Consider the following 12,192-nt stretch of genomic DNA (forward strand, 5'->3'; position numbering starts at 1 on the left):
AGTATTTGTACCAGTATTTGTGTGCATATGCACACAGGTCTAGGTGTTCATGTGTGTGTGTTGTGAAGTATGCGTATGCATGCACAGACGTGCACACTACTGTGGCTTTACTACCTGCTGCTTATTGATGCCGACTTCACGGAATGACAGCGAAATTCCACGCTTTTCGTCAACTTCAACTAGGAATTTTTCATTACTCATAACTGGTACGGTAGAAACTATCTTGCTTCCGCATGACAGGCATTTTGGTTCATGACACTCTCGAAGAACCGATGCACACCAGAAGCAGCTATCGCAGATTAGGAAATGCACGACATCTGTTATTCTTTTCCTTTCATATCCCGCTGGCTTGCCGGAAACAGATCTTTTTTGTTCTTGTAAGACAGTAGTGTTGGTATTTTTGTTATGGTTATGGTTATGGTTATGATGGCCGTTGCCATTGGTATTGTTATTACAATTGTCGTTGTAGCGGTTGTTGTTATTATTTCTGGATTCGTACAGTGTCGCATCAATCTTCGAAATTATTATTTCGGCGCTGTCCCCAATTGTCTCGCGCAGATAATTTTCAAATTCATCTTTATAATCTACAATTAGCTTCGTGTTCATGCCGTATCTGACATTCAAGTAATCGAGAATAACTTGCTTTGATCCTTTTCCTATCAGTTCAAGAGCTGATTCAATAACGTGTAGGATGTGAGAATTGTCGTAGTCCTGGGGCATTGCACGCCATTATTTTAATTTACCATATTTAAAGATCATGTGTACAACCGCAACAAACGAAATCGTCATAAGGCGTAATGATCGTGAACATTTATAAGCTCTCAGAGATAGTTGCAATGCAATTATTCTCATGCTACGTGAAACGCACTCTTTATGTCTGCTTCAGCAAACCGAGTATGCTTACCTCTATGACATAATTGGCAGATACCTTTCGAATGGATATGCGGTGATTTATGCCGCTGAACCTAATACTGATAAAGTGCTGGAAAGGATGGCTCGAGCAGGAATTGACGTTGAACAATATTTTGAAAATGGCATGTTAAAAGTAATGTCATTAGATTCGGTCTATATCTCTGACCATGAAAAGAACTTATCTGTGTCGCAAACACTGGAGTCGTGGCACAATATTATCTCACGAACAATGGATGAGACAAAGGCTAAGGGCATTCTGGCAATAGGCAGTACAGACGCCTTCATCCAAGATGGTCAGGAAGAACACGTCAAAGAATATGAAGACAGTATTGGCAAAAGACCTCGATCTCTTACTGAAGCGGTATGTTGCTACGATACAGACTCTTTTTCTGATACGTCTGTAAGCACTCTAATCGCCATCCTAAATGCCCATGAATATACCATTCATTACGGTGCGCAATATGCGGAATGGAAGGAAGACAAATTGCAGAGCGTATTGGCCTCTGCCTTCAATAAGGTTCTTGGCTCTACAACTTCTGATCTAATGCTAAAGACTCTAAAGTCAGTTTACAAGATAGATGAAAAAACAATCCTTTCTGATCCAGAAGTTTTAGAAAGTGCTGTAGCCAAGTTCTTCAAAGATTCTTCGCCTGCCATCTTGGCAGCTGTGTTAAAAGATTTAAAGACCGAAATAGCATTTCGCCGTCAAGTACCTGCCGTGTCAGCAAGCTAACAAAATAAGCACGACGCGCGACTCCTGTCATAAGAGTGAGGGACTATCCCAGTAGCGCTTCTTTGAGACCCACATATGCTCGCACACACACAAATACAAGCAGGTTCGCTCCGTGTATTTGTGAGAGAGATATGCTGACGGTCTAAAATTAGACCGCGGTGATTATGATGGCAATAATAAGAATGTGCCAACTGGCTTTCGAGGACATGTGGCTTTCCCTTCGAGACTACCTTCAAGGGTCCCAGCGGCCCCGTGGTTTGCCCCTGCAAAATACATTCGGACTATCCTCATACCCTTGCGGGCAGCGGATTACCTTTTCCAGCGTCTTGCAGGCACTGCTTTTTAACCTAGGCTCAGCAGGCCTTTACCTGCTGCGCGGCGCCGAACAGTGCATCTGTCTTCTTTTTCGGCCAGTTGGCTACGTGTCTTTTACAAAAATTAGCCTTAAGGCTTTCTGTCACTATCTTTAGTTTTAATGAAATATTGGACGTAAGCTTGGTCCCTTCATGATTCTTCGTGTACTATCTTATATGATATTTTGACCGTATTTGCTGGAACATATGCGCATACGCACACGCGCATATGTGTATATGCTTTTGAGATGTACTGTAGAGAGAGAGGATATGTGGGCTCGTCAAGAAACTTGGTCTAGCCGCAGAGAGCTTAATGAAGAGCAGCGGGTGCACTAGTACCGTTATCCAGTTTGACTGGGATGCAACTTACCTGAGTGTTTTTGCAAACAGGACAGGCATCTGGCTTCCAATTCGCAATGTCAGAAGCGGCCCAGAAGCATGACGGACAGAGCAAGAAATTCAACATCCTAGACTGTGACCGTCGAATACCTGGTAGATGAAGTTGAGTAGCTTCCACATTCTGGCCCCCAGACGCTTCCGGTTCTATAAACCGCGAACAAAAAATAAAAGGGTTTATACGATTATCGAAAAATTTACTGTGGGATTCGGATGAAAGAATCCTGTAGCACCGAATAACGACATTATTATCGCCAATTCTTTTTGTGGTTATTCGGTTAAAGCCCTGTAGTATTGCCTAGATGACGTTGTTGTTGCTGCTGCGAGCAATACTCTCTTGTTTTCTCCTGCAACCTTTTCAACACCTGGTTTGCTTGCTCTGGCGTGACAAGCCCGGAATCCAGATAAGTCCTCATCATAAAGAAAATGGCACCTTCCAAAGCTGATTCGCTCATGTCAATTATTGTCCATCATAAAGCTGCCCATTATAGAAACGTATAGTGGTCAAAATGTAAAATAATCCTAATCAATAACGCCAATCGTCAACTTTTTGGTATGGTTAAACTAGGATTTAATGCCAACTGGAGGCGTCTTGTGTTATTCTTTCAATTGAACACATATAATTACAAGCTTGGATTATAAAGAAAAAGTGATCGAGGAAAAGCAGCACCGCATCGTATCGCCGTACTCCATGCTGACCCTCCTAGTTCCAATAGCGGGCCTTATCTTTGCCCTTGTTTATGGAAACCTGCTCGTTCTTAATTACGTCCACGTGATCACCGGAGGTACCTGGACAGGCATCGACCTCTTTATGGGGCTTGTTATGAGCAGGGTGATGAAAGGATTGGAGCCGCAGGCAAGAACGCAGGTGATCAAAAAACTGGTGCCCGTCATGCTCTTTCTCATGCCGTCTCTTGCATCGGTGGCGATAACCTCCGGGATAAACATGGCAGGCAAGCTTGGCCTGCTGACGCTGGAATCGCCCACCATAATTGCGGCCATAGTCATCGTGATCATCCTCTCAGTCCAAGGATTTGGAATGATGATGCCAACCGAGATCAGGGTTTACCTTGAACTTCGCAAAAAAGAGCCCGACCGGAACAAGATCATAAAATGGGGCATGAGAAACGTCAAGCTGGCAGGAAGCCAGGGAGTATTTCAGGTGGCCTTGATATTCGTGATGGCAAACCTGGCACTGGGCTTTGTATGATGGGTTTATCATGTGTATGTATATGCATATGTAGATGGCGCAAAAGAAGGGCGCAGAAAAAAATATGGTGCGGGGAAAAGTGAGTTGCGTAAATATATACAAATACGCTAATCTCTTTCCGGAAGATAACAGCATAATTTCCGACTATGGAAGAACCGTTTAGATTAAAATACTACTTTTTGCGTGCTGATCGCATGGGGAAAACTGAAAAATTTTCTGGACTAAATACCGACCTAGAAAGGCTTGCCAACAGGGTGGAGATGTACCTGCAGGAAAACGGGTTTGAAGTAGCATTCTCAAAAGACCCTACCGCGCCTGCATCGTGGTTCTTTATCCAAGCAAGAAAGGCCAGCGCCTTGCGCACCGTTGCGGGGGCAAGAAGGAGCACGGACATCACCATAAAGGGCTCTCCAGGCAGCTTTGAGGTTTCTGTGGGCACGGGTGAGTGGGGCAAAAACTTGGTAACTTCTGCGCCGCTCTTTATCGTGCCCGTCGTCGGCATAAGCGCCACCTTGGTAAAACTGTACACTGCCAAGAAATTCGAGGACAACCTCTGGAAGTACATCCGGGACCAGTCAAGGTTCCTTGCAGATAGTGCACTTTCTACTGCTACTGAAAAGTCGTCTTCTTCCTCTTCTGCCGCCTCTGGAGTCGGCATAGATAGCAGGGCGTACGAATGCGACTATGTCGAAGGCTATCCCGGGTGGAATGAGCAGATTCTTGGAGGCAAGCTGCTCCTTGTGCGAGAAAAAGGTGGCGGCAAGAACAGACTCGCCTTCAAGTCGCCGGATTCCAAGGAAATCATGATACCATCTGCCAACGTCATCGAGGCTCACATCATTGCAAGAAAGAAGGGGCTCAACGAGGACGACTTGATGATCCAGCTGACGTGCAAGGATGCCAGCGACGGTAGAACTGTCAGGCCGGTGTTCAACCTTAACGATGACATCATACGGGGTGTCTTGGCGGGTATTAACGAGCTTGTGGGAGAGGACAAGGTGCTAAGGAGCTTTGAGCAGGTAAACGTGACGACAGAAACAAAGTACTGCACCAGCTGCGGCGTCCAGATACCAAAAGAGGCCAAGTTCTGCTCGTCTTGCGGCACAAAGCAATCCTGAAAATATTTTCTTCTCCTTTTCTTCTTTTTTATAAGCATGTATACAAGCAGCGGTAAAGGCCGCTTGTTCGCTGGGTAATAACAATGATGATTATATTATGGTGGACGACACTTCCATTACCTTTATCTGGTCCTTTGCATTCGTTCTATCCGAACTTTCCATGTTTACGAACGTGAGGGGGAACGAATGAGCTACTCGGACAACCGCAACGAGGTATTCATCTCAAAACGGAGGATTGATACTACAAGCAACTACGTCATCGAGCAAACAGACGTCAGCTTGAAAAGCAAAGATCTCTCGATCGACGAACTGATAAAGAAGGCAAAGGAAGCCGTGCATTAAAAGAGCCGACTTCTTCTTTTTTCACTTTTTTCTACAGCAATATGTTATTTGTATATACACGTACAATATCGCAGGATTTTGTTTTTTGTACATACAGACGTTCCGCCCTCGGCCTGTACGAAAAAGTGCAACTTGAGAGGAAGCTAAATATGATGACCTCTTAGCTTGCAGAGAGCTGGTTTCTCTATTCCTGTTGTATTATTTTCTCGATTGTGTCCTCTAGTAGATGATGGTGCCTACTCCATCTAGAGCCGTCTTCATCGTCATCATCGTTGTGGCGTTCCGACTGGCGATTTCGTCTGTCGTCATCATCATTGTTATTATTATCATGTTGATGATCATGCCTGTCGTCTCGTCCATTCCCGTCTCCCTCCTCATGCTCATCTCCGCCACCATTATTATTATCATCCCCCTTATTACTATCCCTCTCTTCATCGTCATCATCATTGTGTTCATTCCGATCTCCGTCACTTGCTGACCAATGCTTCTCCTCTTTTTCACCCGAATTGTCATCATCTGCTTGTTCTTGCTCGTCATCGTTGCTGTCGTTGTTGTCATCATTACCATTATTGCTATTCTGCGTTGCTTGCGTCGGCTTTTCCTCCTGCACCGTCCCGGTCCCATTATGCGCCGCAGGTGTGGATGCAGCAGCAGTAATAGGAGGAGGCTGCAGCATGCTGCCTCCAGCCGTACTCCCTGACGCGACGGCTGTCGTGTTGGATACCGCTGCAGTTGCATTGCCTGCAATGGCTTCCTGCGCAGCGACAGCAGCGTTATCGTCTCCTCCTTCCTGTTCTCCCTCTTCTTCGGGAGGCATCAGCCCATTGGCAATGTCCTCTCTCAGATAGAACATCACCTTCTCATTCTCGTCAAACCGGCCGTCCTTGAGCTCGCCCATAAACTCCTCAAACGAGACGTCTGTCCCAAACTGCTTTGCAAAGCTGCTGTCCCTTTCAAAGAGGTCTATGGTGAAGAGGTTTGGCGGCGGGTTGGGAGGAGGCAGGAATATGGTGACGTTTCTGAACACGGGGTCAAACGTCCCATCAAGCGGCTTTGACAGCTGCTGCATGTCCTCATCAGATAGCGTTTTTCCTCTGAGCGATGGGTCAAGTATCATCGTGTCGACTCCATTTACCATGATGTGGCCCGGGACGTACGAGTGGATGGCCCTCAGTGAAAGATCGCCTGTAAGGTTCTCCTCTCCGTTCTCCTGCACTTCATGCTCGCTAGGCGCCGCATCAGGAAATGGCTCGTGGAACGTGTCTTCATAGGCTTTTGCCACCATCTGCAGGTAGACTTGGACGGTCTGTGCTCTTGCAGCTTCCGGACTCATCTTCTTGTCTATCACGAGGTCAAGGTACATCTTGCCTAGCTTTACCGCCACCGTGTGAAGCGCAATGTTCTCGCTGTTCCTTGGCTCGCCGCCCAGAATTATCTGGTCCTCTCCATGGTCAAGCAATGTACTTAGGTTCAGCCTCTCGTCTTCAATGCTTCCCGGGTTTGGCCCATCGCGGATGGTGTTGTACAGGTCGTGGGATACAAGCTGCAATACTCCAAGGTCTTCAAGCGTAACCCTGTCGCCTTTGTTGTATACTCCTAGGAGATTCAGAGATGACCCGTCGGCCGGCAAGGTGATGTCGCGCGTCCTGCTTCTGTCGTTGTTGTCTTGCCAGTGATTGAAGATGATGCTGATTGGCGCGGGTCCAGAGAGCGACGCGGCTCCTTCGCCAAGAGAAGCACTTTCGGCCTCCTGGTTTCCAACTGTCAGCTGGTACGTTCTGCCCGGCGCCCCACTAAATGTAAAGGGCGTCAGCCCAGAGCCTACAGTTTGCAAGCCCGACCTGACAGTCGTCCACATGTGGAGCTCTTCGCCATTTGGCGTCATAGCATTTACAGTAAGGTTTGGAGGCATGGAGACCTTTTTGAAAAAGGCCGCCAGCGTAGTATCTTCTGAAAGCAATATCGCCTTGGTATTGCTCTTGCTGCCATCCTGCCAGTGGTCAAATGCATAGCTCTGGCTGTTACTTACCTTGATGGTGTATATCGTGCCGGCTTGTGCTGCAATGGTCAGCGGGGCAAATCCCGACTTTATCAGGTTGCCTCCAGCCCGGATCTCCACCAATACGCTGACCGCGTCGCCATCTGGCAGGGAAAACGCGTTTATGGTGAGGCTCTCTGACGTGGCGGCCTGTGCAGCGCCTATCAGAGGATACGCCGCATAGCCAACAATTAGCAACAACAGCACCCCCGCCACTAACGTATATTCTACTGCTACCTTCCTTGCGTCTGAATAAAGATTCATCCTTACCCTTGCGCATCAGGAAAAAGATAACTTAAAGAGATTATGGAAGGTAAAACTCAACTCTTATTACCTACAAATATTATATGAGAGCGACGTGCACTAATGTCGCCTCATCTGGCGTAAAGTATCATCTCAACAACAGCATGTAAGGCAAAAAGTCTTTTCGTCGCTTTTTTTACATCATCGCTAAAAGACTCCGTCTCTCTGCTGCTATCGCAGAGTCTCTTACTTTCCGTACCGGCGTACTCTGCGCTGGTACGTCCTGATCGCGCGCATAAGGTCTATCTTGCGAAACTCTGGCCAGAAAACGTCCATGAACATGAGCTCGCTGTAGGCGCTCTGCCATATCAAAAACCCGCTCAGGCGCTTTTCGCCCGAAGTCCTCAGGATAAGGTCAGGCGACGACTGGGGCAGGTGAGACGTGTAGAGACACGCCTCTATTGTTTTTTCATTGATGTCTTCTATCTTTATCTCGTTGTTCTTGGCCATGCCTGCAATCTTTTTCACGGCATCCACAAGTTCCTTCTGGCCGCCGTACGCAACTGCGATGTTGAGAAACATCTTTTCGTACTCTGCAGTCGCTTCTTCAAGCTTGCCCAGTATCTCCTGCAGGCTGCGGGGGAGCCTGTGCTTGTCGCCTATTGCCTTTATCTTCATCTGGCGCCTGTGTATCCTCTCGTCATTGTACAGCCTGTTCAGCTTGACCTCAAGCAGCCTGTAAATGTTTTCGAGTTCTTCGTCATCTCGCTCCAGGTTCTCGTTTGAAAGGATGTAAAGGGTGGTTATCCTGACGCCAATATCGTGTATCCAGTTGAGCAGATCCTCTGCCCTGTCTGCGCCGTGGGCGTGACCCATTTCCGTGTCAAGGAAATGGTAGCGGGCCCACCTCCTGTTGCCGTCAAGGATTATTGCGATGTGGTTTGGCAGGGGCTGGCTCAATATCTCGTTTTCCAGCCTGCGCTCATAATAGGAATAGATGCGGCTTGCGTGGAGCAGGCCATCCATCACGGCTCTCCCTCCCCTATCAAAATCCTCGCTTAGGCCCATCTATAATACACACTCACCTGTGGAATTCTGTGCCTCTATATTTCAATATTCAGGAGGACTGGACCATAATTAGGAACAATGATGATGATAATGATGGGATATGTTCAGATGCTTGCACGGCCCGCCCAATGCACGTCATACGGGCCGGCGCACCTTTTTTGCTAGTTTTCTCGATTCACGTCGTCACGCTTTGGCTGCTGCTATCAACAGCACGACTGAAAGCATTTCTCCAGATATCCCTCATCGCAGGCAGCATGGTTGCAACTGGCCCGCGTTGCACCATTGTGCAAGCGCAGGCTCATGCCGCCCACGCATAGCCAGCTAGTTGTGTTATCTCCCTCCCCGCTCTTTTCTTCTGCTTTATCGTTTTTCCCTGCGTCACCTGCGTCTTTTCTTCTCTTGCTTCAGCAATTTTTTCCTCGTTATCCGCTTTTTGCTGGCTGAGGCTCTGGGCTTTCGTTTCGCATCACTTGCTTGCTATGTCGTTTAATGAAAGCAATAGTCAGCTTTGTGGACGCTTCAATTAATTTTGCCTTAACCTACCAAAATATTGGTTGTTAAAACGTCAAAAACACTTCTTCTACGGGCTCTCTCACGCCCATGGCCCGAATGGACTTTTCAAACTCGCGCTTGCCGTCAGAGACAAGGATCTGCAATCTGCCGCTGCCGCTCTTTTTTGCCATCCTGTAAAAGCTCAGAAACTTTCTCACGTCTTTTGCGACCATCTGGGCAGGGTCAACAAACCTGACGGTGGGAAGGAGCGCGTTGAGATAACTTTTCACAAACGGCAGGTGCGTGCTTGACAGGGTCATGACGTCTATCTTTTCGTCCACGCCGTCGCCAAGCACCCTTGACACCACGTCAAACGTCCTGCGCTCGTTTTCAAGGTGCACGCCGTTTTCCACGAGCTCGACTATGGGAGACGCGTTGAATTTTGTGACAAGTATGTGCTGCGGGACCTCGCGCCGGATCTGGTTTTCAAGCTCTTTGCTGTTTATTGTCCCGGCAGTCGCCATGATCCCGATGTGTTTTTTCTTGGTCAGCCGCACGGCCTCCTTGAGGGGCGGCCGCACGCCGATTATCGGCATCCCGCCGACCCTCTTTTTGACTTCCTCAAGCACCTGTACGCTTGGAGTGTTTGACGCCATGACCACGAGCTTGGGCTTGTAGCGCTTCAGGTAGTTTATCGTATTGACCGTTATCTCCAAGAGCTGTTGGTGCGACTTGTTTCCGTAGGGAAAGTGCGCCCTGTCGGCAAAGTACAGCAGGTCCTCGGCAGGCACCGCCTTTTTCAGCTCGCGTATTATGGAAAGCGAGCCTATGCCAGAGTCGAAAACCGCCACGGGGTTGTTGGTCAATGGGTGGTTTGTACGTGCCTTGTGGGGTTATTGTAGGTTCTCTTTTCTAGACCGCAGTATGCCGGAGACCTTTTTTGCAAGCACCTCCATCCTGTAGGGCCTCTTTACCCTCACCACGAGCATGGACTTTTCGTCCCTGCCATGGTCAAACAGCAGAACGTCCGAATCGTCGTACCGGCCTGCGACATAGTGCAGCCTGCCAAGGAACGTTTCATGATTCTTTGCCAGCGACATCATGATAAACCTCTGCATCATCACGCCCTCCATCTCATGAGACCCGGGCATCCTGATGCCGGGCCGGGCCCTCCATTCCACTATCGCCCCGTCCTGTACAAAAAACACTGCAAGTATGTTCTCATGCAGCCTGGCTATCGCATGGCATATCTCCTTTTGCTGCTGCATGATGCAGTGATCTCGGCTTTCCGGGATCTAGATAAGATTTTTCCCAGATCTATATGACATTCTACTAGAGTTAGGTGTGGGAAACTCTTCTGATAATTTCATTTTTGGTGAACAATATACAGTTATCTACCTTCTAATAAGAACAGCAGGAATCGATGTCTTCTAGACCTATTCTTAGCAGTTTTGCTCTAAAATTCCTGTCACCGTTAACAACGCTAGTAAAGTCTGCGCCTTTTTCCCGTGTGCTTGGCTCCCGCCGCTTGCTTGCCTTTGCAATGTTTGCCCTGATTGCCATGAGTGCGGCCATGCCCAGCGCGTTTGCACAGAGACCGGCGGACAAAAACCTTGACCGGGCCGGCAATGTCGTGCATAAAGTAGTTGGCAGCGCCCTTGGTTCAGTGGCCGACATTGCCAAGATGCATGATAATGGGCATGATCATTCTAACAACGATGATGATAATAGGACTGACAGGCATGATGACGAACGCGATGACGACGGTAGCAGACACAGCGGTGGTAGAAATAGTAGTAACAGCGATGACGACGACAACGGCGGCGGCAATGATGACAGAGGCAGAAGAGGCAATAATGACGATGATGACGATAATAATAACGATGACAGAGACAGAGACAGCAGCACTAACAATAGTAGTAGCGGGAATGGTAGTAATGATGGCGGCGGCAGCAGCAGCGGCAACGATGGCGACCGCTGCAATTGCATCGTAATGCGTTTGGACGACGTGCAGGATGAATGGGTCAGAGACGTGCAGCTTGCCCTCCTGAACCGCCTGATCTCTAACCATGTGCATACGTCTACTGCGATCATAATGAAAGATTTTGGCAATGACTCTGCAATAGTATCAAAAGTCCGGGAAGGCGGAGATGCAGGCTTGTTTGAATACTCTATCCACGGCTGGGACCATGTCGACTATGCTACCCTTTCCCTTGAAGAGCAGAAAAGCACTCTGGAGAAGGCCAAGGCCAAACTTGTAGACGTCCTTGGCAAGGATTCTGACATCTTTGTCACGCCCTACAACAACTTTAGCGAAAATACGCTAAGCGCCATGGATCAGCTTGGGATGACTATCATAAGCTCCGACGAAACCGACCTTTTCCCGGCGGCTCCAAAAGAATCGCCACTCTATCCCAACATTGCGCACATGCCGCAGACGATAAATTTTGCAGAGCAGGTTGGAGAGGTGAAGGTCCTCCGTCCCCTTAACGAGATTGTTTCCGCTGTCAGCGCGGACATACGGGACAAGGGGTACGCAGTTCTCACACTGCACCCGCAGGACTTTACGCAATACAAGGGTACAGAAGTGCAGAATGAAGTAAACCCCGTGGCGATGCTGCGGTTGGAGCAGTTTATCAAGAGCGCCAGAGACGCAGGCTTCTCCTTTGCAGGCTTTGAGCAAGCGCTTGAGGATAACCATCCTGACCTTTCGACCATACCTGACAAGTCAAAGCCTTACGAGAGCGTCCTGACCCCGAGCCCCGGGTCGTCGTTTTCGGTAAACTCGGAGGTTACGGTCACGGGCAGGGCGTTTGATGACACTGCAATAAAATCGGTAGAAGTGCGGACAACTGATTCGTCGTACCGCGCTGCGTCTACTGACAACAACTTTGAGGACTGGACGGAAACTGTCCAGATGCCGTCAGCACCCGGAACCGTCGACATCATTGCCAAAGCGACTGATATCGAGGGGAAACAAACTTGGGTGTACGTCCCAGTCAACGTCACGCAATAATATAGTAGCCGCAACGAGGGATGATGATATGTGTGTGTGTGCCTATGCGCGAATGAATAAGATTTTTTTCACAGGCACATATACACACACTCGAGCGATGCTAAAAACATACACTGCGGCTCGCATAAGCTTTGGACGCCGCCACGCTTGCGGCAATGCCTTTTGAGTCCCCCTTTATAGTATAGAAACTATATAGCTTTATTCTATTTTTCGCTATTATAGGGGAATATACATGATATTCACACTATACTTTGATATATCTAACTATTAG

Annotated in this window: 11 protein-coding genes; 5 read left to right on the plus strand and 6 right to left on the minus strand. The window is 48.2% G+C overall.

Annotated elements, in window-relative coordinates:
- Nucleotides 1-96: 96 nt before the first annotated feature.
- Complete coding sequence (locus tag NTE_RS01610) at nucleotides 97-720, minus strand: hypothetical protein (protein WP_148699440.1); 624 nt, start codon at nucleotides 718-720, stop codon at nucleotides 97-99.
- A gap of 130 nt (nucleotides 721-850) precedes the next feature.
- On the opposite strand from NTE_RS01610, the gene NTE_RS01615 reads away from it, so the two are divergent.
- A complete protein-coding gene (locus NTE_RS01615) occupies nucleotides 851-1,645 on the plus strand; it encodes an MEDS domain-containing protein (RefSeq protein WP_148699441.1) in 795 nt (264 codons plus the stop codon).
- Nucleotides 1,646-2,672: 1,027 nt separating this feature from the next.
- On the opposite strand, the gene NTE_RS16210 is transcribed toward NTE_RS01615, so the two are convergent.
- Nucleotides 2,673-2,813, minus strand: a complete 141-nt coding sequence (locus NTE_RS16210; RefSeq protein WP_158384966.1) for a hypothetical protein — start codon at nucleotides 2,811-2,813, stop codon at nucleotides 2,673-2,675.
- 230 nt (nucleotides 2,814-3,043) lie between these two features.
- Between NTE_RS16210 and NTE_RS01620 the strand changes: the two genes are divergently transcribed.
- The 3 genes from NTE_RS01620 to NTE_RS16215 all read left to right on the plus strand — a co-directional run bounded on the left by NTE_RS01620 (nucleotide 3,044) and on the right by NTE_RS16215 (nucleotide 5,064).
- Nucleotides 3,044-3,604: a hypothetical protein gene (locus tag NTE_RS01620; RefSeq protein ID WP_226987112.1), complete on the plus strand. Its 561-nt coding sequence runs from the start codon at nucleotides 3,044-3,046 to the stop codon at nucleotides 3,602-3,604.
- A gap of 194 nt (nucleotides 3,605-3,798) precedes the next feature.
- Entirely contained in the window at nucleotides 3,799-4,722 is a 924-nt protein-coding gene (locus tag NTE_RS01625; RefSeq protein WP_158384968.1) for a zinc ribbon domain-containing protein, read from the plus strand.
- Between the two features lie 186 nt (nucleotides 4,723-4,908).
- Nucleotides 4,909-5,064: a hypothetical protein gene (locus NTE_RS16215; protein ID WP_158384970.1), complete on the plus strand. Its 156-nt coding sequence runs from the start codon at nucleotides 4,909-4,911 to the stop codon at nucleotides 5,062-5,064.
- Between the two features lie 184 nt (nucleotides 5,065-5,248).
- On the opposite strand, the gene NTE_RS01630 is transcribed toward NTE_RS16215, so the two are convergent.
- From NTE_RS01630 to NTE_RS01645, 4 genes are all read right to left on the minus strand, one after another.
- A complete protein-coding gene (locus tag NTE_RS01630) occupies nucleotides 5,249-7,366 on the minus strand; it encodes a hypothetical protein (protein WP_148699443.1) in 2,118 nt (705 codons plus the stop codon).
- 225 nt (nucleotides 7,367-7,591) lie between these two features.
- Entirely contained in the window at nucleotides 7,592-8,413 is an 822-nt protein-coding gene (uppS, locus tag NTE_RS01635) for a polyprenyl diphosphate synthase (protein WP_193354083.1), read from the minus strand.
- A 557-nt stretch (nucleotides 8,414-8,970) separates the two neighbouring features.
- Complete coding sequence (gene murI, locus NTE_RS01640; protein WP_148699444.1) at nucleotides 8,971-9,771, minus strand: glutamate racemase; 801 nt, start codon at nucleotides 9,769-9,771, stop codon at nucleotides 8,971-8,973.
- Between the two features lie 27 nt (nucleotides 9,772-9,798).
- Entirely contained in the window at nucleotides 9,799-10,173 is a 375-nt protein-coding gene (locus NTE_RS01645; RefSeq protein WP_148699445.1) for a hypothetical protein, read from the minus strand.
- 260 nt (nucleotides 10,174-10,433) lie between these two features.
- Here NTE_RS01645 and NTE_RS01650 point away from each other — a divergent pair, with 260 nt between their 5' ends.
- A complete protein-coding gene (locus tag NTE_RS01650; protein ID WP_158384974.1) occupies nucleotides 10,434-11,921 on the plus strand; it encodes a polysaccharide deacetylase family protein in 1,488 nt (495 codons plus the stop codon).
- Nucleotides 11,922-12,192 lie beyond the last annotated feature (271 nt).

The sequence above is a fragment of the Candidatus Nitrososphaera evergladensis SR1 genome (assembly GCF_000730285.1).
Taxonomy (GTDB): Archaea; Thermoproteota; Nitrososphaeria; order Nitrososphaerales; family Nitrososphaeraceae; genus Nitrososphaera; species Nitrososphaera evergladensis.